A 22,178-nucleotide genomic window follows, 5' to 3' on the forward strand; every position below is an offset into this window, starting at 1 on the left:
CGTCACCACTTTCAACCGCTTCGTACCTAGGCTTGAGCTGCCGCAAGAAGGGAATCAATGACTCACCATAATCACCAGACCGCGCCGACGCAGTTTGTCGAAGCCAACGGCATCCGCTTTGCCTATCGCCGCTTTGGCAAAGCAGCCGGCGCGCCGCTCGTCTTCAACCAGCATTTCACCGGCACCATGGACCATTGGGATCCGGCAATGACCGACGGTCTTGCCAACGACCGCGAAGTGATCCTGTTCAACAACGCCGGTGTATCCAGCTCCTCTGGAGAGGTGCCCACCACGATCGCGAAAATGGGCGCCAATGCGGTGGCGTTCATCAAGGCGCTAACACTGACGAAGGTCGATGTGCTCGGCTTCTCGATCGGCGGCTTTGTCGCGCAGGAAATCGCCGTTCAGGCGCCCGACCTCGTGAGGCGACTGGTCTTGGTCGGCACCGGTCCGCGCGGTGGCGAGGGCATGGCCGCGCTCACGCCAGAGGCGCAGGAAATCTTCGGCGCCACATACGACGAGCCCGATCATCTCTGGCTTCGCGTGCATTTCACGAAGTCCGAGAAGAGCCAGGCTGCGGGCCGCGAGTTCCTCAAGCGCTTCCGGCTACGCGCCGAGCACCGCGATCCCGAGGTTAACGAGACGGTTGCGCCCGCCCAGATCGAGGCGATCGGCGAATGGGGCGCGCCGCGGGAGAAGCCGTTCGAATATCTGAAGTCGATTCGTCAGCCGACGCTGGTCGTGAACGGCGGCAAGGACGTGATCATCTACTCCGTGAACTCGTTCATCCTGCAGCAGCACCTGCCTGACGCCCAGCTCGTCCTCTATCCAGACGCCAATCACGGTTCGCAGTACCAATATCCCAAGCAGTTCGTCCAGCACGTTTCCGCATTCTTGTCCGAAGCGGAAGCGCGATAACGCAGCGCTCGTGCCGCTTGTCAAATCTGCCCCGATCCAAGAGCACCCATGTCAGTTCCAGTGAAAATCGTCGTCGTCTATCACAGCGGATACGGCCACACCGTGAAGATCGCCGAGGCAGTCGCGCGTGGCGCAGCAGCCATCAGTGGCGCGAGCGTGGAACTTGTAACGGCAGAGCAAGCGACCGGCCGATGGGAGCTTCTCGATGGTGCAGACGCCATCATCATGGGAGCTCCCACCTACATGGGGAGCCTGTCGGCACCGTTCAAAGCGTTCATGGATGCGACCTCGCACCTTCAATATGCCGAGAAGCGCTGGGAAGGCAAAGTCGCCGCCGGCTTCACCAATGGCGCGTCCCGCGGCGGCGACAAGCAGAACTCGCTGGTTCAGCTGATGACATTCGCGGCCCAACACCAAATGCATTGGGTCAATCTCGGGCTGAACTATGGGAACAATCGCTCCTACACTAACGAGGACATCCTCAACCGCGACAGCTACACGCTCGGGATGGCCGGCCAGGCCGATATGGATCTGAGCGGCGATGTTGCCCCTCCGCTCTCCGATCTTCGGACCGCGGAATTCCTCGGCCGCCGAGTGGCCGAGGTCGCGCAGGAGTTGTCGGCTGGCCGGGCGGCGCTCGGCCGGCCAGCTCACCGCGGCGTTTCGGGTGGTGCCGACAATCAGGATCCGGAAGGCCGGGGCGTGGTGGCTTCCAAACACAATCGAAGCACGACTGGACTGGTCACCGCCTAAGGTTTTCGCACGATCCGCTTCCATTCAGGAGAGACATCATGACTGACAGGCCGATAAAGATTCCAGGGCTCGATCACCCCATTTCGATCGAGGCGAACCCGTCTCGCGTCGTTGTCAAAGTCGGCGGAAAGATTATCGCCGACACAAGCGATGCATTGACGCTTCGCGAGGCGCCCTACCCGCCCGTTCAGTATATTCCCCGTCGCGATGTCGATATGGCCGCGCTTACGCGCAGCGAACACACCACCTACTGCCCCTACAAGGGCGACGCTTCCTACTACAGCATTCCAGCGGGGGGTGATCGTTCACGCAACGCTGTGTGGACTTATGAGACCCCGTTTGAGGCGATGGCGCAGATCAAGGATTACGTCGCGTTCTACTCGGACCGGGTTGACGAGATCAGGCTGGCGTAGGGGAGACAGCACGGATGCCAACGACAAAACGTACCGCACTTGTCACAGGCGCCTCCGGCCTGGCCGGCGGCTACATGCTGGCTCACCTGCTTGAGCAGGGTGGCTGGGATGTCGTTGCGGCGTCGCGCCGCAAGCCGCAGATACCCGGTGACTACAGGCACATTGCCGTGGATCTTATCGATCCGGCTGACTGCCAGGCCAAGCTCGGTCCGCTCACCAACATCTCGCACCTGTTCTATCTGGCCATCACGGAGCGGGCGGATACCGGCGAGACGATGTCGGCGAACGCCAACATGTTCTTCAACCTCGTCAAGACCGTCGACGCCGCGTCACCTGTGCTCGAGCACGTTCATCTGTCCCAGGGCACCAGGTGGTATGGAAATCACCTCGGTCCCTACAAGACTCCGACCAAAGAAGACGATCCGCGGCACATGCCGCCGAATTTCTATTACGATCAGCAGGACTTTCTCGAAGAATTCCAGAAAGGAAAGCTCTGGACATGGTCGGTCGGGCGTCCGCACGCGGTCTGCGGATTCTCCACGGGAGGACCGATGAACCTGACGCTGGCGATCGCAGTCTATGCGAACGTCTGCAAGGCGTTGGGGCTGCCTCTCAGCTTTCCGGGTAAGCCGGGAGCCTATACCGCACTTTACCAATGTACGGACGCCGCCCTTCTGGCAAAGGCCGTCGCGTGGATGGCGACCGATCCGAAATGCGCCAACCAGGCGTTTAACATCACCAACAGTGATCTCATCAGATGGCAGAATTTGTGGCCCAGATTCGCCGGCTTCTTCGAGATGGAGCTGGCGCCGCCACGGCACATCAACCTTGCGCGGTCCATGGCGGACAAGGGGCCGATCTGGGACAAAATCGTCGAGAAGAACGGATTGCAGAAATTCCGCTTCGAAGAGATTGCGGCCTGGGGTTACCCGGACGGCGTATTCGCCTCCGATTACGATATCGTCTCCGATACCAGCAAGGCCCGCCGTTTCGGCTTCCACGACCTAGTGGACACCGAGGACATGTTTTTCCGGATGTTTTCAGACTTTCGGCGCGAGCGGATCATTCCGTGACCTGCCGGACCGAGCGGCAAGCCCTTTACGAAATGCTCCCGCTTCCACGCGCGATCAGGTCGTCCACTCTGGACAGAAACACCTTGAGAAGTGAGGACGTGTTTGCCCTGTTATAGCCGATCACAAGATCGATCATCGGTGCTTCGCCTTGCAAAGGGCGACTGACGACCGATGGTGGAAGAAGATTTCGGGCATAGAGGGGCAACAAGGCCAGGCCGCGCGTGGATACGATCATTGAGATCGCCATCGAGATATTATCGACTTCCTGGTCAGGCGTGAGATCGATTCCGGTGCGCGCCGCGTAATCGTCGATCACAGTCCTGAGCGCGGGTGATGTCGTCTTGGGAACGCTGATGAAGGTTTCGCGCGGGATGTCTTGCGGGCGAATGGCATCGTGCGTGGCGAGGCGATGATCGCTGGGCAGAAGGACGACGAGGGGCTCTTTGGCCAGAAACTTGAATGCCAGGCCCGGCATCTGGTCTTCCCGCCGGAGAAACGCCACATCGAGTTTGCCCTGAAGCAGCCCCCTTGCAAGGTCGGGCGATAGCTGACTGTGCACGATCACTTCAATGTTGGATTGATCGTCGCGGAGAATCCTCAGCGCTTCGGGAAGCCACGTCACCTCGTGCCCGGTCAGAAATCCAAGAACGAAAGACGGCTTGGCGACCTGGGCCGCCCGCCGCGCCGCTTCGCCGGCCACCTCGACCTGCGCCAGCGCCAGGCGTGCGTGATCGAGAAAGGCGCGGCCTGCCGGGGTCAGTTCGATTCCACGCGGATTGCGTATCAGTAATTGGGCGCCGACCTCCAACTCGAGATCGCGGATCTGCCGGCTCAGGGACGGCTGGGCAGTGTGAAGCCGCCGCTCGGCCGCCAGCGTGAGGCTTCCTTCCTCAGCCACTGCAATGAAATAGCGCAGATGACGCAGCTCCATGCTCTATCCATACTTTTAGAGTATGGCGTGGACTCTACAAAGTCTTTCTCCTTTCCGCCATGGCCACCTAAATCACTTGTAACAAAGCTTTGCGGGAACGCGGCGGCCGCCTTGACCCTAGGGGTCACCTGCCAAGCAAGGCTTTCCAGCAATACTGCCCGATCTTACAGGAGAAGCTTCATGACCACCTCCGTTGTCCTGATCACCGGCGCCTTGGCCGGTATTGGCCGTGCCACCGCCCTGGCCTTCGCGCAGGAGGGGGCTCGGATCGTCGTCTCCGGCCGCCGTGATGAGGCGGGACATGCCTTGACCCAGGAGCTCCGCAGCCTCGGCGTCGAAGCCGAATTCATTCGCACTGACGTTCGCCACGAAGACGAAGTCGGCAACTTGATCGACAAGACCGTGGCACGGTTCGGCCGACTCGATGTAGCCGTCAACAACGCCGGCACCGAAGGCAAGCCCGGTCCGGTGACGGAACAGACCGCCGAAAGCTACGCGGCCACTTTCGACACCAACGTGCTCGGTGTGCTGTTCAGCATGAAGCATGAGATGCGCGTGATGCAGGCGCAGGGCAGCGGCAGTATCGTGAACCTCTCGTCGACCATGGGACATCGAGGCGCGCCGGGTGCATCGCTCTACACCGCCAGCAAGCACGCGGTCGAAGGTCTGACCAAATCCGCAGCGCTCGAAGGTGCGGCATCAGGCATTCGCGTCAATGCGGTCGCGCCCGGGCCCGTTGAGACGGGAATGCTGGACCGGTTCACCGGCACGCCCGAGAGAAAGGCCGGACTGATCGCGGGAGTGCCTCTCAAGCGTGTCGGCACCCCTACGGAGATCGCCGATGCCATCGTGTTCGTCGCTTCCGCCAAGGCGTCGTTCATCACCGGCCAGATCATCGCCGTGAATGGCGGCAAAACCGCTTCGTAAACTTCCAGACGCTTTGTGGAATTCGCGAGGACGACAGCGATGACCAAGGTAGCGCCTGCGTCCGTTCGCCGTAGCATGGCGGACCGGACTCAGCCTTCGATGGGAGGGCGGTTCGTCCTCGGGCGTCGGGCGAGCCTGTTGGTGTCGGCGGGCGTGGTCGGTCATACGCTTTGGACAAGTGCGGCGCCGGCACTGACCTACGGGCTTTATGCCGAGGAGTGGCATCTCACCCATACGATGACGGCGGGCATCTTCGCCATCTATCCGATGACCGTCGTCGTCATGCTGGTCGGCTTCGGCGGCATTTCCGACCAGATTGGCCGCCGTGTCACGATGCTGGCGGGCCTCTTTGCCTCACTCGTCGGTGCGCTATTGTTTGCGGTCGCACCTAGCGTGTGGTGGGTGTTTGCAGGGCGCGCGCTGATGGGCATCGGCGTCGGCCTGGCGGCGAGCCCGTCGACCGCCGCGATTCTGGAGTTCACAAGCCCGGAGCATGCGAAGAGCGCCGCCTCGCTTACGATGGGGGCGCAGGCCATCGGATTCGTTGCGGCTTTACTGCTCGGCGGCGCGTTGACGGAATACGGGCCATGGCCGACGCGCCTTTGCTTCTGGGTACTTGCCCTTTTTCTCATCGTCCTTCTGATCGGGACGTGGTTCTTGCCCCGTCATACACTTGGCTATGCGGGCGGTGACTGGCGTTCGCGGATGCCATTCGTTCCGAAGCATGTACGTCGGGCTTTTGCGGTGTCATCGACCGCCATGGTCGCGGCCTATACATTCGGCGTCCTGATCCTCTCGCTCGGCGGCCAGGTCGCGCATGATCTCATCGGCTCGCCCAACGCCTTTCTCAACAGCGCCGTTCTTTCGTTGTTTCCCATCGTGATGGGCGCGATTGGGATCATCGCCCGGCCGTTCTCGCCGCGGGCGGCGCTAATCGTCGGTGCGCTGATCTCGTGTTCGGGCATGGTGCTGCTCGTCCTCGCGGTCAGCTTGCGCGATCTGGTTATCTATCTGCTGGCGACCGCCGCCGCTGGAGGGGCCTACAGCCTGTTGTTTGTCGGCGGCCTGCAGCTGATCAGCGCGATGGCTCCCGAGCGCAACCGCGGCGGCATACTCTCCGCCCTCTATCTCCTGGGTTATCTGTCGATGGGCGCGCTCGCCCTCGTTCTGGGCGCTATTGCGACGGCGAGGGGACTCAGTCTCGCCGTCGATATCGGTGCGGCTGCGATCATCCTGATGAACGTCGCCACGCTCGTGCTCGCAACGGCGACGCCCACCATATCGCCTTCTGCCACCGGACCTGTATCCACGTGATGACCACGCGAACGATCGTGCGTCGGTCGGTTATGACGGACCCGATGTCCTGTCGGGCAGGAGGAGAAGCAGTCCAACGACTGCGAGCAGCATCAGCACGTTGCAAAGGGCGACCGCACCAAACGCCTGGACATAGGATGCCGTCTGGTTGAGGCCTCTCGATCCGGCACCAGACAGCGTCAGAAAGAAAGGAACCTCCAGTGCCGCTACCCCCAATGCATTGCCGCCGCGCTGCATCGTCGTCAGGACCCCGGATGCGGATCCGACGTGGCGGTCGTGGATGCCGCTCATCACCACGTTCAGGATGGGCGTCATGAAAAGGCCCATACCGATGCCAACGAGCAACAGGGACGGAAGGAGCCATGCGGCCGGAAGCGGATCGATCGTCCTGCACAGGACCAGCGCCAAAAGCATGCCGGTCAAGTCCACGAGGACGCCTGCCATCATGATGCGGCGCACCCCGAACGACACAAGCCGACTTGCAATCGGCGAAACGATTCCAAACGCACCACCAAGCATTGCCAGGCTCGCTGCTGTGGCCAGTGGCGAGTACCCATAGCCGATCTGCATGAGCAACACGTAGGAGAAGCTGAAGGGCGTCGTGGATGCCCAGAAGATGAGGATCAGAAGCGCGCCGACATTGAACGCGCGGTCGCCAAACAGGTCGGTATCGAGCAGCGGAGAGAGACCGCGCCGGGACTTCCAGCGTTGGTGGAGGTAGAACCCGACGAAGGCGACCGGGGACGCGACCAGCATCGCGGTCGGCCACCCGGCCCAGCCGCGCTCCGGGCCCTCGACCAGCGGCAGCATCAGCAGCAACATAGCGAGTGTGCTCAGCGCGACACCCGCAAGGTCAAGGCGCTTGTGCTCACCAGAACGGACGTCGGCCAGCACGAGCGGTGTCAGGAGCATTGCAGCGATCCCAATTGGGAGGTTCACCAGAAAGATCATGCGCCAGCCAAGGCCGAACAGGTCGGCTTGGACGAGGAATCCCCCAAGGATAAGCCCGGCGATGTTGGCAAGGCCGATCGCCACGCCCATTGCGCCGAACGCTGCCGTGCGCTCGCCGCCATCGGCAAAGGACATTCGCACCAAGGCAAATACCTGGGGCGCGAGCATCGCCGCCGAGGCGCCCTGTAGCAGCCTGGCGGCAATCAGAACCTCAATGTTCGGCGCGACCCCGCAGGCGAACGACGTCAGCGTGAACGCTGCAAAGGCCACCATGAAAACACGACGCTGGCCCCAGATGTCGCCAAGTCGTCCCCCGGTGATCATGCCTGCTGAGAAGGCCAGTGCGTAGCTTGCTACCGTGAGCTCGGCCTCGCCGAAGCTCGCGTGCAGCGAGCTTCTGATTGCCGGAATCGCAATGTTGACGATCGAATTGTCCATGACTGTCACGAAAATGCCCGAGAGGACGACGGCGAGCGCAACCCAGCGGCGGGCGCCGATGCCCGCGCTGGCGACCTCTGCGCTCGGCTCGTGGTCGCTCAAAGGGTAACGACGATCTTGCCGAATTGGCCGCTATTCTCCAGATAGCGGTGCACTTCCACCATATCGTCGAACTTGAAGATACGATCGATGATCGGCTTGAGAGCGCCGCTCGCAAGACCCTTGGTAACGTACTCCACCGCGGCCTTCCGGCGCGCCGCGTCGCCCGTGACCAGCCGGATACTGTACCCTTTGACGATCGTCATCTTGCGGATCATCTCCAGCACCGGGATCGGCGTGTCATCCTCAGTGCGCCGTAGATGTAGGCGATGCCCTGGTTCGTCAGCGCGGCGATCAGCTTGGGAAAGTCTGCACCGCCTACGGGATCGAAGGCGACGCGTGCGCCATGACCGTTGGTGATGCGCATCACCTCGGCGACCATATCCTGCTCCTGGGTCGCAACGACATGGGCTGCGCCGGCCTCGTGCAGCCGTTTTCTCTTGTCCGACGTGCGGGTCAGCGCGATCGGAGTCGCACCGGCATGGTTGGCAATTTGAATCGCCGCCAGGCCGACGCAGCTCGAAGCTGCGGGAATGATGACGAATTCACCGGCTTTGACGTCGGCGTCGAAGACGAGCGCGCCGTAGGCCGTTATGAACATCATCCAAACCGACGCCGCTTCAGCGAATGACAGCGATTTCGGATGCTTCACGACAGCATGATCGGGCGCAAGAATGATCTCTCCGTAGGTGAAGTACTTGTTTAGGGAGAATGCGGGGATCGTGCTGACTGTGTCGCCCACTGCAAAATCGGTGACGTCCTTGCCCACGGCGTCGACAAGGCCGGCGCAATCATATCCGAGACCAGCCGGGAATATCGGTGACTCGACATATCTATCGTTGCGCCACATTGAATCGGCGCGGTTGATGCCGATTGCTTTCACCTCGATGCGAACCTCGTGCGGGCCGGGATCGGGCACATCCGTCTCGATGAATTCGAGGACCTCCGGTCCTCCGGCCTGTGCGAATTTGATCGTGCGGGACATGATGCTTCCGTCAAGTGGGGTTGGGGCATGGTATTCGGCACGTGCGCGAAACGGCAGTCTGCGCAGAGCCGGTTACGAGCGCGCGCGTCTAGAGAAGGTGTCCGGAAAGCTGGAGGATCTGTTCCGTTCCGGTCAGGAGGCACACGAAGCCCTTGCTGGCTTTGAGCCGGATCGGCTGCACCGCCTGATATGCCTCGGAGTGATAGAAGTTCTTCACGGCCTCGGGGCTATCGAATTCGACGATTACCCGGCGGCGGTGCTGAACGAGGCCATCCAGCGGTTGCGCGTCTTCGCCGCGCACGAGAATCCTGCCGCCGTGTGCTGCGATGATATCCGGAACGCTCGTGCGATAGGCCTCATAAGCCGCCGGATCAGTGATCTCGATTTCGACAAAGAAGTATCCTTTGGGCATGACCTATCTCCTATTGGCCTGCAGTCAGCCACGGGGTTGCTTTCGCGTCATGCATTTGTGCTGGGCCGCGCCGAAACCACATCTTTCCAGCGCATCAGCGCTCGGTGCTCCGCCGGAATCGATATGTCGAGCGCCTTTGCGAAATCGATCGTCACCAGCGCAGTGATGTCTGCTGCCGAAAACCTTTCCCCGGCGACGAAGGGCACCTGTTCGAGCCGTTCGTTCAAGTCGGTGAGAAAGTTCTTCACGCGCAGCATGCTGCGGTCGACCAATCCCGGGATCTGCTCATAGCCGTGCGGTCCGGCGATGGCGCGGCCCTTCAGCCGCTCCGCCTTGTTGCGCACGCCTTCCATCACCGGCGCAAAACCTTCGAGCTCAGCGAACCGCTCCCACATCACGACCAAGCCCTTGTCCTTGGGCGTCGCGCCCAGCAACGGCGTTTCGGGAAAGGCTTCATCGAGATACCGCATGATGGCCGGCACCTCGCCGATGGCGGTGCCATCTTCGAGCACGAGTGCCGGCACGACGCGGCCGGGATTGATTGCCTTGTAGGCTTCCGAGTGTTGCTCGCCGGCGCCGAGATCGACGGAGATCAGCGTCGGCTTGAGTCCCTTCTCGGCCAGGAAAATTCGGACGCGCCGCGAATTGGGCGAGTTGGCGGCGTGGTAAAGCTTCAATGTGTCTGACATCCCGTGACTCCTCGTGTTCGACTTGGATGGCCTAATGCGCTCGTCCTCGGTCAGGGACCTCGGTTCGGGGCGACGTCACCGCTGCGTGTCCTGCACGAAGCGCCGTGTCACCTCATTCCGCGTCTGGTTGACGGCCCCGATTCGCTCGATGAGCTCCGCGGTCCGGCTGCCTCTCAAACCGGCCGTGGTGATCACGCCGTCGCTGACATAGGTGTAGACACCGCTCACCAGGAAAGCGCCGACCGAGCGGAGATGCCTGCGCTGGTCCGCGATGGTTGCGCGATAGATCTCGCTTTCGCAGAACTCTCGTGCGGTGAGCGCGCTTGCGAAACCGATCTCGATGACGCCGATGTCCTTGCGTTCGTCGCTGACCCGATGATCGCCATGGGGCGACGCCGGCGATGGACGCGCGTTGTCGTACGGCTCCGGCAAATGCAGGCGCAACTTCCGCACCGCCGGCGCGGATGACAGATGTCGTGCCCATTCCGACAGCCAGGGCCGAAATCCCTCGGCAGATCCGCCGTTCAGGTGCAAATGCAGGCGGTACAATCGGTCCGGCCCGTTTGGAATGCCGTCGGGTTCGCGATCAACCAGCGTGTGGGACCCCCTCGGCAGATTGTAGGCGACGATGTGCTCGAACAGATGGAACACGTCTCCGAACAACACCGGGCTTGCCTCGGCGTAGCGGTTGAGGCCGTCGATGTCGGCAAAGCCGATCTCCGCGGCGCCGTCGAGCACGACGTCCATGTGGCGAACGCCATCCGGCAGAGGCCAGAGGTTTGCCCGGCGGTCCTGTGAAAAGTGGTGCTGCACGTAGTAGCTGATGCCGGGAAGCCGCGCGCAGAGCGGCCCGAGGACATCGCGCCAATAGTCGGCGAACAGATCCTGCGGAAGCCCGGCAAGCTTGCGGAGGACACCGTAGGAAAGGCAACGGAGATTCCCATCGCGCCCTGCAAAGTTGGCGGTGTCCACGAACTGTGTCGGTTCGTTCGGGTGGCTGTGCTGGGTCATGGAAAAATCCTAGCGGCGTTGGGTCGGGCCAACTCGCCGACTGATGTTTTCCTTGGGGTCGTTCGCAACAAGGGCCAATAGCCGTGCATTCAATCGGCAACGCCGATTGATCGGCCGTTGCTTGCAAGCTGATGTCCAGCGCTGAGCGAGGTTGTGCGCCTGCTGCTTCATTCGGATTGCAGGCAGCATCACCGCAGCGTAGGCTCGCGTTCAATCGACCCATCCGATCAATCGGTTGACGCGAGGATCAGCGTGGAACTGCGGCAGATCGACTGCTTCCTGGCGGTTGCGAAGGATCTCCATTTCGGAAAAGCGGCGAAAAGACTCTCTCTCGCGCAATCCTCCGTCTCCGAAGCGATACGCTCCCTGGAGCAGGAAGTGGGTGGACCGCTGCTGGTCCGAACGAGCAGGCGCGTTCAGCTGACCTCTCTTGGCGAGAAGTTTCGCCTCGGCGTTGAACCCGCCGCGCTGGTTCTGCATGCCACGCTGGACGATTGCAGGAAGACCGTCCTTGGTCAGCCAAACCGGCTAAGGATCGGTTTCCTCGGTGGCGGACTCTATGAGCTGACCCTGCCGTTCGTCAGGCATCTCAGGAGCAAGTTTCATATCGATGTTGAGTGGGTGGAGCTTTCGCTGCTAGACCAGTTTGAGGCGATCGCAGCAGGCAAAGTCGATGCTGCGTTCTGTCGGCTTCCGCTCTCGCATGACGGTTTGGTGCAATGCACGGTGCTGCTCGTGGAGAAGAAGAAGCTGGTGGTGCCGGCCGATCACAGGCTCTCGAACCGAGACTGGATCGATCCTGAGGAGCTCGCGCTCGAGACCTTGCCGACATTGCCCGACAATCATCATTTGGGCGCTTGGGCGGCGATCCATTTCCCGGATCACACGCCTTCGGGACGGCCGATCGCGCGAGGGCCGGTCGTCACGACGATCCGCGAATCTCTTGCGGCCGTCGAATCCGGCGAGGCCGTCGTCATCGTGGGAGCGCGAGCGGAGCTCTATTATTCCAACCCCCGCATCAGGTTTGTCGAGATCGGCGTTGCTCCCGTCAGTACCGCTCTCGTGAGGCGCCGAGCTGACCGTCGGCGTGTGATACAGGACCTCGAAGAATGCGCACGCGACGTCGCGGCCGGTTTGGTCGAAGCCGTAGAGCATTGAGGGTTACCGAATTGAGGTCCTGTCGGGCAGGAGGATACCCACTTCAGCGCGTCCGTTTTTGATGGGTTTTCGTCCTCACGACACGCAGCATCTCTAGCTAAAACAACTGGACCGTAACAGGTGCGTAGCGCCTCTCCGAGTGTGGCTTCCGGCGGACCGCCGAGTTGGAGCGTGTGAGCGCAGAACGGGACGAACCAAGCATGACATACCGACATGTCACGGCCCCCACCCAGTTCGTTGAAGCCCACGGAATTCGCTTCGCCTACCGCCGGTTCGGACAGGAACGCGGCACGCCGCTTCTTTTCATGCAACATTTTCGGGGCGGAATGGATCATTGGGATCCCGCGGTCACCGACGGCTTTGCGGAAAATCGTCCGGTCATTCTGTTCGACAATGCGGGGGTCGCCTCGTCGAGTGGCGAGACGCCGGACACGATCGATACGATGGCGGAGCACGCCGCCGATTTCGTCGGGGCGCTCGGACTCTCGCAGATTGATTTGCTGGGCTTCTCGATCGGAGGATATGTGGCGCAGACACTTACGTTACGTCATCCCGAACTGATCCGCCGTCTTATTCTCGCCGGCACCGGGCCGCGAGCGGGCGAACCGCCGCAAGACCCGAAATACGCCGAGTACGGCGGTCTGACTGATCCGAAAACCGGGCAAAGCCCAATAGAGACGTTCCTTTATCTATTCTTCCGGCCTTCGCAGACGAGCCAGTTCGCCGGCAAGGCGTTCTGGGCGCGCCGGCACGCGCGGAAGGAAGATGTCGACGTACCGACATCGGCACAAACGATGGCGGCGCAGCGGGCAGCAATCACCGAATGGCGTCAGACCCGCGGCGAGAGGTTCGCGGAGCTCAAGGCCATCACGCAACCGACACTTGTCGTGAACGGCCATAGCGACATCATGGTTCCGACCGTCAATTCGTTCACGCTCTCCCAGACTATCCCAAACGCTCAATTGATCGTCTATCCGGACTCCGGGCACGGTTCGTTGTTTCAGTTTCCGGAACTCTTTGTAACCCATGGGCGGATCTTCCTGGATGGATCTCTTGCGGTCACTGGCCGCTAGAGCCGCCGCGCAGCGCGTGGTCCGGCGATCTGATGAACGAGCGATTGGTACGGGCTACGCACAGGGGACCATCAAATGAACGAACTACTTGAGCTCGCCGTGTCCGCTCATGGAGGGCTCGACAGGTGGAAGCGTATCAGGTCGATCGATGTATCGCTGATCATTTCCGGCCAACTGCTCGAGGTGAAGGGTTTCCCGGAACATCAGCATACGAAGGTCACCATCGATGTCGATCGGCCTCGAACCGTCATGGAGCCCTATGGTGAGGAGGGCACACGGGGAATCTGCACGCCGGCCCCCATCTGCCCACCGACACGCGGCAAATTTTCCGGCGTCGCAGCATAATGGTGGCCGGACCGAAAGGTGTTATCCAGCGGATTGATCCCGACCGTGCGCATCCGCACGAGCACCTGACCGTCGTTCGCAGCTGGTGCCGGAAGATCAACGACCTTGTTCTCCGCATAATCGCCGTAGGCGCGATACTGAATGGCTTTCATCGGTGAGGCTTCCTTCAAGTTGCGCTTTGATCAGAGATGGGCCTTCTTGACGGGGCGCGGTGCGTAAAGAAGCTTGGCGGAGAAATCGACCCAGTCGGCTTGCTGCCGGTCGGGGAAAGCGGCTTTCAGGCTCTCGCTGTAGGCTTTCGCGTCGGCGGAGGCCGCATGGATCTCGTTGGCGCGCTTGACGTAGGTGATCGTGCTGTCGATTGCGGAGTGGCTGACTGGCGTGTCATGCCCGATGATGAGGGTGTCGTAGCCTTGAATCGCCTTGAGCTGCTCGAGAACGATCATCCAGTGATCAAAATGATCCACAACGGTGAAGGCGTGTTCGTTCGGCGAGAACACCAGGTCGAACGCCATCAACACTTTTTGCTCGGGCAGCAGAGCGGCGAGCTGCAAATCCGATTCAGCGTCGACGAACCGCTTGAAGTCATAGGTGATGCCGTCGATCCGTTGCACGCCTTCAGCGATTGTCTCCGTCGGGACGGTGACCTTGGTCGCGATCCTGTCACCGTATACCGGTTGGAAACTAGCGAGTCTGGCTTGACCTCTTGCGCGGAGCTGGTCGGCGATCCCGTCCAGGGCGAACACACGGGCGTCGGGGAAACGCTCGGTCAGAACCTGAAGACCGGACCAGTGATCCGTGTGTGCATGCGAGAGAATGATCCGGTCGACGGGCTTGCCCAGCGTCTGCACGTATGACGCGACTTCGTCGGCATAGGGCAGCAGAAGCTGACCATCGAAGATGACGACTGCCGTTGGCCCCTCGATCATCTGCGTATTGACGCGAAAGCCGTCAGGGGGACTAAGGTAGGAATGAATTTTGACGGGGCCGAACTGGCTTACGAGAATGGCCCCCATGCGGCCCGATGCCGCCGTATCCTTGGTCTCGCGCGCGTCACCGTTCTGCGCCAGCTCAGGGCTTTTGACGGCGGCAGCCGACGAGGGCAAGCCGACGAATGGGACTAGCGCGCCCGCAGCGAGCTGGAGAAACTGAGAACGGGATAGAGCGGCTTGCGACAAGCGCTGAAGACGGGAGTGGCTCGACTGCATTTCTCTTGTCCCTTGTTTAGCATCACCGCGCAACTGGGGCTGACTTGGAAGTACCGGGCCGTAGCGCGATTCATCCAAGCTAGGTTTGTGACGAAATCCGTACGGATCTGTGAAGCAGATAGACGACGAGGAATTGGAGGACGGCAATAAAGAGCGGCCCAGCGAATTTCCCCAGATCATGCTGAAACAGACCGATTCCGGCATCCAGCAATTGCATGGCGCCCGCGAGCGGGCCCAGGATCAGCAACGCAGACGTCGCTCGTTTGTAGATTGCCGCCAATGCAAACAAAGCCAGTGGAATTGTGCGCGCCGCCGCGTACATGGCTAGTAGTAACGACGCCTCTGTTGGGATGGAGCCGGCAGGCACCACGGCTTCCGGACGGAAGATTGCCGCGATGGAAAAGCCGCTCGCGACCAGGACATTGATTGCAGTGACGAGCGAAGCCAGCTGCATCGCCTTTATTGTTGTCATCGGCTCGCTACCAGATCCACTGGGCGGCTTCCCAGTGGTATGCCGCGTCGCGTCGGGCGACATGTCCAATGGCCGGGAACGGAAAATGATAGCCCATCACCATGATCCGGTCGGTCGCGACGCGGTCCAGAATGGTTTTGCGTGACTTGATCGCCTGCGCGGGGTCGTAGTCGAAGATGGGCGACCAGTCCGGATGCTGTAGGCTGGTCACCGGGTTATGGGCGATGTCACCCATGTGCATGAACTGGTCCTTGCCTGAGGTGAACAGGATTGCGGCATGGGACGGCGAATGTCCGGGCGCCGCAACATAGTGCACGCCGCTTGTGATTTCGCCGCCATGCTTGATGAACCGGGAACGGTTGGCGACCGGTGGCAGATTATCTCGTGCCGCCCCAATCGTGCCCTTCTTGAACGGGTCGGGCATCGGCGAACTGTTGACCTCACTTTCGTAACGGCTGCCGGTCCAGTAATTCCACTCCGTATCGACAAAGATGAACTGAGCCTTCGGAAACGCCAACGCGCCCGATTTCGTCACCAAGCCGCCGATATGGTCGAGATGACCGTGCGACGTCACGACCAGATCGATGCTCTCCGGCGAAATTCCGGCCCGGCCCAGATTCGCCTCGAGTCCGGGAAAGCTACCGAAGGACGGGCCGAGTTTCTCACCAAAGCCGGAATCGACGAGGATGCGCTCGTGTCCCGTGTCGACCACCAGGATGTTGTTGGTGACTTGGATCACCGGCTGCATGAAGTTTGCCTTCAACACCGGAGCAAGTTCAGCTTCAGAGACATTCATGACGAGGATCGGCCGGATCGGTATCTGCCCAGAGCCATCCGAGATCACGGTTGCCTGGAAGTCTCCGATCTTGAAGCGGTAGAAGCCGCCGCCGTTTAGCGGCTCCGCGCCGGCTGGACGAACGCCCTCAGCCTGCCCCGTCGCGGGGGTGAGCAACGGCGTTCCCATAGCGGCAATGGCCAGCCCGGTGCCGGCACGAAATACACTGCGACGCGTCAGGATCGTCGGGGGATTGATCATGTCTGTCTCCAGATTGAAGGCGCTGCGTGTCAGCGCGGAAGCGACGATGCGCGATGCAAAGACAATGTCGATCGCAATTGTCTTTGTCAACCTAAAGATCGTCGGCTTCGATCATTTCAGAGACGGGCATGATGCCTTATTTCCAGAAGACTCCAGAATTTAAGCGTCAAAGGGAGCGGGTGGCTCTACCATGCACGTCAACCTGGCAGAGTCCTGACCGTAAGAATCGATTGTAAACACAATCGTGATGTATTAGGTCAATGGGCGTGGCGGCAAGGAATCGAGGAGCAAGCTTTTGGGCGTGTCGAGAGAACAGGCTGCGGAAAACCGCCGCGCGATTGTCGCGGCGGCCACGCTGCTATTCAGAGAGCGCGGAGTGGAGGCTGTCGGACTGAGCGAACTGATGAAGCACGCTGGCTTCACCCAAGGTGGCTTCTACAACCACTTCAAGTCGAAGGCCGACCTGGTTGCCGAAGTGCTTGCTTCGGCAATCGCTGAGGGGAATACCGAGTTCACCAAATTCGTGAGGGGCCCGGTCGATGAGTCAACTACTGCACTTCGGTGCTACGTAGACTGGTATCTGTCGCAAGCCCATCGCGACAACATCGACCACGGGTGCCCTGTCGCCGGATTTGTTGGCGATGCGCCTCGCTTGGGCGCCGCAGCGCAGTCTCATTTCGCCGGCGGATTGGACGATCAGATAACGATCCTGGCCGGGTTGATCGCGGAGAGTGGATCTCTGGCTGCGCAAGGCGAGCGCGGGACGTTGCGCGAGCAGGCAATTAATCTGCACTGCGAAATGCTGGGTGCGCTCATCCTGTCACGGTCTGTCGCACAGGCTGCGCCAACGTTTTCGAACGAGATTTTGGAGAACGCTCGGCGAGACGTGCTCGCGTCTCTCGATGAGCGTGCGAGTCAGCGCTCTAAACCGCGGAAGAAACCCTAATCAGGCTGGTCCCGTGCGAGTGATGAGCACGAACTAATTGCAGGTCAAGTATATGAATCCTACCGCAAACGAAGGCGTTTCCGCTTTCTCTGGTCTTAGGTACTTCAGAGCGCTCATGGACGGCTCCATTGCGCGTTCGGCGATGCTCGCGCTTTTCGATATCAACATCGAAGCGGCTGAGCCTGGGTTCGTCGTGCTAACCGCGATACCGACGGCAGAGCACTACAATCCCTTGGGATTTGTCCATGGCGGTTATGCAGCCGTCCTGCTCGATACCTGCATGGCAGCGGCCATCGTTACATCGCTCGAGCCGGGCCTCTCGTCCGTCACGCTCGAATACAAGATAAACTTCGCAAGACCTATGTCCGCCGATACGGGGGTCGTCCGCGGGGAGGGCAAGACGCTACATGTCGGTCGACAGATGGCCATCGGCGAGGGCAGATTGCTCGACGCGAAGGGTAGGCTTCTCGCCCACGGGACGACCACCTGCCATGTCGTGCGCGATGGGGGTTCCTGAGAGGTGTTGACTTGCCACCCCTCCGGGCGCCCTTCCGCTGATCAAACTTGACCTCGACCGCCATCGACGAAGAGTTCGATGCCCGTGACAAAACTGGAATCGTCCGAGGCCAGAAACACCGCCGCCTTGGCGACTTCGTCCGGCTCTCCCATGCGTCCCATCGGAATGGTGGTCAGTATCCTCGCGATGGCCTCCGGCGGCTGTAGATCCACCAACGGCGTCTTGATCGGACCGGGGCTTAGCACGTTCGAGCGAATGCGACGGTCCTTCAACTCCACGGTCCAGGTTCGCACAAAATTGCGAACCGCCGCCTTGGTCGCGCCGTAGGTACCGAAGGAAGCTGTGCCTTTGATGCTCGCGACGGAGCCGATGAGAATGATTGATCCTCCGTCGTTCATCAGGGGCAAGGCCTTTTGCACCGTGAACAGCGTGCCCTTGACGTTGAGATCGAAAAGCTTGTCGAAATGCTCCTCGGTGAGGGTTGCCAAGGGAGCGAATTCGCCGATCCCGGCATTGGCGACCAGGACATCGATCTTTCCTTTCGCCTTTACGGTCTCGCAGAGACGATCGAGGTCCGGAAGTTTGGAGACGTCGCCGCGAACGCTTGCAACGTTGCTGCCGATCGCCTTGACAGCCTCGTCGAGCTCCTTTTGGCGGCGGCCCGTTATGAAGACGTAGGCGCCCTCTTCAACGAACCGCTTCGCTGTAGCGAAACCTATTCCCGTGGTCCCGCCGGTCACCACGGCCACCTTTCCCTGCAACTTGCCCATTCTCGTCGCTCCTTCAGACGGTCACGACCACCTTGCCGAACTGCGCCCCGGTCTCGACGTAGCGATGGGCGGCCACGATCTCATCAAAGGGGAATGTTCTGGCGATGATCGGCCGCAGCGCGCCAGACGTAAGCCCTTCGCCGATGAACTGTTTAAGCGCTGCAAGCTTGTCGTCGCGCGCAATCGCGGTCGGGAGAACGAACCCTCGGACCGTCAAATCCTTCCACAAGACCTGCGCGAGGGGCAACGGGGTCGCGTCGGGACTGAGTCGACCGTACGCGACCAGCAAGCCCCCGATCGCCGTCGCCTCGACAAGTTTCTCGAAGGTTGCCCCACCCACTGCATCGAACACCACCTCGGCGCCCTTGCCGTCGGTCAACCGAGCCACCTCCGCAACGAGGTCCTGTTCCTCGGTTGCGATGACGTGAGCGGCTCCCGCCTCGCGCAGTGCCGCCGCCTTCGCGGAGGTCCGGGTGAGTGCAATCGGGATCGCACCCACCTTTCGCGCGATTTGGATCGCAGCAAGACCCGTGCTGCTCGATGCTGCCGTTATCAATACTGTCCGCCCCGCCGAGATGCCGGCGATACTGATCAACCCGGTCCAGGCGGTGCCGAACGCCATCCAGGTTGCTGTCGCCTCCTGCCAACTCTGATCGTCCGGTATTTTCACGAGTGTCCTGGCGGGCGCGAGGGCAACCTCGCCATAGTAGCCGCGGCCAGTCTCGCCGGGAATGACTGCCACCCTGTCGCCGACCGCAAGACCGTCCACTTCCGATCCTAGCGCTTCGATCAGACCCGCAGCCTCCAAACCAAGTTGCGCGGGCAATGGTGCCTTCGTTGCGGCTTTACCGGATCGGGTCAGGACCTCGCTTCGATTCAGGCCGAAGGCCTTTATCTGTAAGCGGACCTCCTTGGGGCCTGGATCTGGTATGGTCACATCTTCGATCTTCAGGACCTCCGGACCGCCGAACTCGTGAAATCGAACGCTGCGTGACATGCGGTTGCTCCCAGGATCGATAACCAAGTAAATCGTCCCTCAGCATCGAGAAACGCCATTTTTGCCACCTTCCAGGACACACGCAGGACTCAACGGCGAGGCCGACGGAATCCTGCGGCATCCTTGCTGGCGTTCCTTCCGATGTTCACGGGCTTGGCGCCTGCGTCTCGATCCAGGCTCCGATCGCCGCCGCCGCGTCGCCATAGAAAGTCCGGTAGAGGTCTTCGGCGACGAATCCGATATGCGGCGTCGCCAGCACGTTCTCTAGGGATCGGAACGGATGCCTGGCCGGCAAGGGCTCGGTATCGAAGACGTCGACCGCCGCCCCCGCGATAGCTCGTGCGCGCAAGACCTCGATGAGCGCTTGCTCGTCGACGATCGGGCCGCGCGACGTGTTGACCAACCGCGCCGTCGCTTTCATGAGCGCCAGCTCGGCAGCGCCGACGAGACCGCGGGTGCGCTCGCTCAGGATGAGGTGGATGGTCACGATATCGGCCCGCCGAAAGAGTTCGTCTTTGGTCACGAGATCGGCACCCGCGGCTGCCGCCGTTTCTGCGGTCAAGTTCTGGCTCCAGGCGATGATCTTCATGCCCAACGCGCGGCCAATCCTCGCGACCTGTCCGCCGACGTTGCCGAGACCTAATACTCCAAGGATCCTGCCGTCGAGTTCATGGCCGACCGAGGTTTGCCAGCCGCCGGCCCGGATCGAGTTGCTTTCTCCGACGAGATGACGGACGCTGGCGAGGATCAGCGCCCAGGTCAATTCGATTGTCGGCGTGGATCTGTAGCCCGTGTTGGCGACTAAAATGCCGCGCTCATGTGCGGCGGCCATGTCGATGGAAATGTTGCGAGGGCCCGTCGAGGCAATGAACCTCAGCCGCGGCAGACGCTCGATAATGTCGCGGCGCAGGGGCGTGCGCTCGCGCATGACGCAAATCACGTCGAAGGGCAAGAGTCTCGCGACCAATGCGTCGACTTGGTCGATATGATCGTTGAAGACGGTGATGTCCGCCCTTTTGGCGACCGCGGACCAGTCGGCGCTGCTCAGTGCGACGTTCTGGTAATCATCCAGGATTGCGATCTTCACTGCGTGCCTCGCTTCCGTGAAACTGGTCGGAGAACTCGCGCCTTCGAGCGTCGCTTGTCCGGGAGCTCTCTTGGTCCGGGCAACCAAGTAGATCGTTCGGCCGAAGCGGGAAACGCCATTTATCCCACCTTCCAGGACATGAGCGCCTTCGTGCGAAGGGAGCGGAACCGAGGCGCTGTCAGTTCAGGAGGTGTCGGGTGGGAGACGTCGGCTCCGCGACCCATGCACGACGAAAAGCGGCCGCGATTTTTCCGCGAGATATCTCCCTGTCGGACTGGGCCGGGAATTTCGGGAAATGCTCGTCATGGGAGCTGTCGGCAACGAAGGGCAGCATGGAGAACCCAAGATACTCTCCGGACGCGGAAAGCGCGGTTGGGTCACCGATAAGGGCAGGGCGTGTCGCCATCCCCGCGGCGCTGCCTGCACGCCAGTGCAATTCGCGGAACTCCCGCTGTCCGACTGACGGTCCGGACAAGACGCGAACCGCGCTTTCATAAGAGATGAGATAGACGCTGTGATCCCCGCTAAGTGCAAGATTTGCATCCCGCATGCTGTCAAGTTCGGCCAGGATCCCAGCCTTTGACGGTGGATTTGCCAAACCTATTGCCGTCAGCCCAAAGAGTGCGTCGAAAACCATCATGGGGTGTCTGGCGTGCGACAATCTCCGTAAATAGCCCTCCACGACGGATTCGCCGAACGCGGCCGCCGACCTCGCTGCGATGGCGGCAAGCCAGAACGTACGTTCTCTCAGGAGCACAAAGCTTGGTGTCCAGCTTTCCCATACGAAGCTATTGGCCATATCCGCAAGCCATGGCCGAGCCTCGTTACTTGACGCGACCAGGGTAAGTTGGCCCAGTGCATGCAGAAGCTGCCAGTATGCGCGCAGGCTCGTTGCGCCGATTCCCGACGTCCCGCTCAATTCAAATCTCACCACCGATCGAAGCGTGTCGAGGACCGGAAGGATGCGCATCGCTGCATTGTAGGCCATCTGTTCCAACAGGGGAGCCCACGCGAAGATCTCGTGGAAATTCGATCGCGATTGTATGGGCTTCGGTTCGAAGAGAGCTTCAAGAATGCCGTACGCATCCCTCGTGGCGTATGTTCGCTGCATCGAATCCTGCAGCGATTTTTCGAATTCCGGTAGTGTCCGAAGCACTTCATCAAGATCGACGACGGACCATCCGGTCTGTCGCTTGCGATCGATGGTGTACCCATGCCGTCCGACCTTGAGCCAGCTTTGGTTCTTGAGTTGGCCGATCAGGAAATCCTGACCCGGATCGACCCCGGCAATTTTGCCGAGCCGTTCCCGAAGCGGTGCATCTCGGATGATGGCCATGGCGGCGGCCAGTTGGGTGACCATGTCAGTGCGGGCAGCCCCCAGCAGCTCGACCATCCTTTCGATTTCGCCATTCACCTCCAACATTTCGCCAGGTGCTCTCGTCGTTTCCGAAAACGCTTGATGGAGTGCGGTTCAGAAGCGCTAAGGCTAGGCGATCAAAGCTGAGCGCCAAACGACGTTTTGCCCACGTTTCGGGACATCCCATGTTTCGACAAGGCGACGGCGCAACCGCAAGTACCTGGAAGGGGGTCTTTTCGACAGAAAAAATTCGAAACACGCCATATTGCCGAGCGATATTTTCTATGAATGCAAACCG

The 22,178-nt window shown here is 60.9% G+C and carries 26 protein-coding genes; 11 read left to right on the forward strand and 15 right to left on the reverse strand.

Annotated elements, in window-relative coordinates; translation table 11 throughout:
- Window positions 1-57 precede the first annotated feature (57 nt).
- The 4 genes from UP06_RS10245 to UP06_RS10260 are packed head-to-tail and all read left to right on the forward strand — an operon-like array spanning window position 58 to window position 3,157.
- Window positions 58-918: an alpha/beta fold hydrolase gene (locus UP06_RS10245; RefSeq protein ID WP_045002424.1), complete on the forward strand. Its 861-nt coding sequence runs from the start codon at window positions 58-60 to the stop codon at window positions 916-918.
- A gap of 48 nt (window positions 919-966) precedes the next feature.
- On the forward strand, window positions 967-1,671 hold the full coding sequence (locus UP06_RS10250; protein ID WP_082081321.1) for a flavodoxin family protein: 705 nt from the start codon (window positions 967-969) through the stop codon (window positions 1,669-1,671).
- 38 nt (window positions 1,672-1,709) lie between these two features.
- Window positions 1,710-2,084 (forward strand): DUF427 domain-containing protein, encoded by a 375-nt coding sequence (locus UP06_RS10255; protein WP_045002425.1) that lies wholly within the window; start codon window positions 1,710-1,712, stop codon window positions 2,082-2,084.
- A 14-nt stretch (window positions 2,085-2,098) separates the two neighbouring features.
- On the forward strand, window positions 2,099-3,157 hold the full coding sequence (locus UP06_RS10260; protein WP_045002426.1) for an SDR family oxidoreductase: 1,059 nt from the start codon (window positions 2,099-2,101) through the stop codon (window positions 3,155-3,157).
- 25 nt (window positions 3,158-3,182) lie between these two features.
- On the opposite strand, the gene UP06_RS10265 is transcribed toward UP06_RS10260, so the two are convergent.
- Window positions 3,183-4,088, reverse strand: a complete 906-nt coding sequence (locus tag UP06_RS10265) for a LysR family transcriptional regulator (protein ID WP_045002427.1) — start codon at window positions 4,086-4,088, stop codon at window positions 3,183-3,185.
- Window positions 4,089-4,268: 180 nt separating this feature from the next.
- On the opposite strand from UP06_RS10265, the gene UP06_RS10270 reads away from it, so the two are divergent.
- Both UP06_RS10270 and UP06_RS10275 read left to right on the forward strand, forming a co-directional pair.
- Complete coding sequence (locus UP06_RS10270) at window positions 4,269-5,015, forward strand: SDR family NAD(P)-dependent oxidoreductase (RefSeq protein WP_045002428.1); 747 nt, start codon at window positions 4,269-4,271, stop codon at window positions 5,013-5,015.
- Window positions 5,016-5,114: 99 nt separating this feature from the next.
- Window positions 5,115-6,329 (forward strand): MFS transporter, encoded by a 1,215-nt coding sequence (locus tag UP06_RS10275; protein ID WP_197087165.1) that lies wholly within the window; start codon window positions 5,115-5,117, stop codon window positions 6,327-6,329.
- 30 nt (window positions 6,330-6,359) lie between these two features.
- Here UP06_RS10275 and UP06_RS10280 read toward each other — a convergent pair whose 3' ends face one another.
- The 6 genes from UP06_RS10280 to UP06_RS10300 all read right to left on the reverse strand — a co-directional run bounded on the left by UP06_RS10280 (window position 6,360) and on the right by UP06_RS10300 (window position 10,914).
- A complete protein-coding gene (locus UP06_RS10280) occupies window positions 6,360-7,820 on the reverse strand; it encodes an MFS transporter (RefSeq protein ID WP_045002430.1) in 1,461 nt (486 codons plus the stop codon).
- Window positions 7,817-8,035 carry a zinc-binding dehydrogenase gene (locus UP06_RS42525; protein WP_349509927.1) on the reverse strand — a complete coding sequence of 73 codons (219 nt, stop codon included), beginning with the start codon at window positions 8,033-8,035 and terminating at the stop codon, window positions 7,817-7,819. The genes UP06_RS10280 and UP06_RS42525 overlap by 4 nt, the downstream gene beginning before the upstream one ends.
- On the reverse strand, window positions 8,032-8,736 hold the full coding sequence (locus tag UP06_RS10285; protein ID WP_349509928.1) for a zinc-dependent alcohol dehydrogenase family protein: 705 nt from the start codon (window positions 8,734-8,736) through the stop codon (window positions 8,032-8,034). The genes UP06_RS42525 and UP06_RS10285 overlap by 4 nt, the downstream gene beginning before the upstream one ends.
- A gap of 154 nt (window positions 8,737-8,890) precedes the next feature.
- On the reverse strand, window positions 8,891-9,214 hold the full coding sequence (locus tag UP06_RS10290; protein ID WP_045002431.1) for a DUF1330 domain-containing protein: 324 nt from the start codon (window positions 9,212-9,214) through the stop codon (window positions 8,891-8,893).
- Window positions 9,215-9,261: 47 nt separating this feature from the next.
- Window positions 9,262-9,903: a glutathione S-transferase family protein gene (locus UP06_RS10295; RefSeq protein WP_045002432.1), complete on the reverse strand. Its 642-nt coding sequence runs from the start codon at window positions 9,901-9,903 to the stop codon at window positions 9,262-9,264.
- 75 nt (window positions 9,904-9,978) lie between these two features.
- Entirely contained in the window at window positions 9,979-10,914 is a 936-nt protein-coding gene (locus UP06_RS10300; protein ID WP_045002433.1) for a hypothetical protein, read from the reverse strand.
- Window positions 10,915-11,166: 252 nt separating this feature from the next.
- On the opposite strand from UP06_RS10300, the gene UP06_RS10305 reads away from it, so the two are divergent.
- Entirely contained in the window at window positions 11,167-12,072 is a 906-nt protein-coding gene (locus tag UP06_RS10305; protein ID WP_045002434.1) for a LysR family transcriptional regulator, read from the forward strand.
- A gap of 200 nt (window positions 12,073-12,272) precedes the next feature.
- Window positions 12,273-13,145, forward strand: a complete 873-nt coding sequence (locus UP06_RS10310; RefSeq protein ID WP_045002435.1) for an alpha/beta fold hydrolase — start codon at window positions 12,273-12,275, stop codon at window positions 13,143-13,145.
- Window positions 13,146-13,402: 257 nt separating this feature from the next.
- Here UP06_RS10310 and UP06_RS10315 read toward each other — a convergent pair whose 3' ends face one another.
- From UP06_RS10315 to UP06_RS10330, 4 genes are all read right to left on the reverse strand, one after another.
- Window positions 13,403-13,642, reverse strand: coding sequence for an MDR/zinc-dependent alcohol dehydrogenase-like family protein (locus UP06_RS10315; protein ID WP_045002437.1), 240 nt, complete (start codon window positions 13,640-13,642; stop codon window positions 13,403-13,405).
- Window positions 13,643-13,672: 30 nt separating this feature from the next.
- Window positions 13,673-14,698 carry an MBL fold metallo-hydrolase gene (locus UP06_RS39220; RefSeq protein WP_197087167.1) on the reverse strand — a complete coding sequence of 342 codons (1,026 nt, stop codon included), beginning with the start codon at window positions 14,696-14,698 and terminating at the stop codon, window positions 13,673-13,675.
- Window positions 14,699-14,777: 79 nt separating this feature from the next.
- Complete coding sequence (locus tag UP06_RS41445) at window positions 14,778-15,152, reverse strand: hypothetical protein (protein ID WP_210166316.1); 375 nt, start codon at window positions 15,150-15,152, stop codon at window positions 14,778-14,780.
- Window positions 15,153-15,177: 25 nt separating this feature from the next.
- Entirely contained in the window at window positions 15,178-16,206 is a 1,029-nt protein-coding gene (locus UP06_RS10330; protein ID WP_156162886.1) for an MBL fold metallo-hydrolase, read from the reverse strand.
- Between UP06_RS10330 and UP06_RS40690 the strand changes: the two genes are divergently transcribed.
- The 3 genes from UP06_RS40690 (at window position 16,205) to UP06_RS10340 (ending at window position 17,669) form a co-directional block, all read left to right on the forward strand.
- Complete coding sequence (locus UP06_RS40690) at window positions 16,205-16,369, forward strand: hypothetical protein (protein WP_156162887.1); 165 nt, start codon at window positions 16,205-16,207, stop codon at window positions 16,367-16,369. The two genes, UP06_RS10330 and UP06_RS40690, sit on opposite strands and share 2 nt — an antisense overlap.
- Window positions 16,370-16,507: 138 nt before the next feature.
- On the forward strand, window positions 16,508-17,152 hold the full coding sequence (locus UP06_RS10335) for a TetR/AcrR family transcriptional regulator (protein WP_245305451.1): 645 nt from the start codon (window positions 16,508-16,510) through the stop codon (window positions 17,150-17,152).
- Window positions 17,153-17,267: 115 nt separating this feature from the next.
- Window positions 17,268-17,669 carry a PaaI family thioesterase gene (locus UP06_RS10340; RefSeq protein WP_245305449.1) on the forward strand — a complete coding sequence of 134 codons (402 nt, stop codon included), beginning with the start codon at window positions 17,268-17,270 and terminating at the stop codon, window positions 17,667-17,669.
- A gap of 41 nt (window positions 17,670-17,710) precedes the next feature.
- Here the strand turns inward: UP06_RS10340 and UP06_RS10345 are convergent, their stop codons facing one another.
- The 4 genes from UP06_RS10345 to UP06_RS10360 all read right to left on the reverse strand — a co-directional run bounded on the left by UP06_RS10345 (window position 17,711) and on the right by UP06_RS10360 (window position 21,946).
- Window positions 17,711-18,439 (reverse strand): SDR family NAD(P)-dependent oxidoreductase, encoded by a 729-nt coding sequence (locus UP06_RS10345; protein WP_045002441.1) that lies wholly within the window; start codon window positions 18,437-18,439, stop codon window positions 17,711-17,713.
- Window positions 18,440-18,452: 13 nt separating this feature from the next.
- On the reverse strand, window positions 18,453-19,436 hold the full coding sequence (locus UP06_RS10350; protein ID WP_045002442.1) for a zinc-dependent alcohol dehydrogenase family protein: 984 nt from the start codon (window positions 19,434-19,436) through the stop codon (window positions 18,453-18,455).
- Window positions 19,437-19,581: 145 nt separating this feature from the next.
- The gene (locus UP06_RS10355; RefSeq protein ID WP_045002443.1) at window positions 19,582-20,523 is read right to left on the reverse strand and encodes a D-2-hydroxyacid dehydrogenase family protein; all 942 of its coding nucleotides are present in this window, start codon (window positions 20,521-20,523) and stop codon (window positions 19,582-19,584) included.
- A 178-nt stretch (window positions 20,524-20,701) separates the two neighbouring features.
- Entirely contained in the window at window positions 20,702-21,946 is a 1,245-nt protein-coding gene (locus UP06_RS10360) for a hypothetical protein (RefSeq protein ID WP_045002444.1), read from the reverse strand.
- Window positions 21,947-22,178 lie beyond the last annotated feature (232 nt).

The organism is Bradyrhizobium sp. LTSP857, assembly GCF_000938285.1.
Classification (GTDB): Bacteria; Pseudomonadota; Alphaproteobacteria; order Rhizobiales; family Xanthobacteraceae; genus Bradyrhizobium.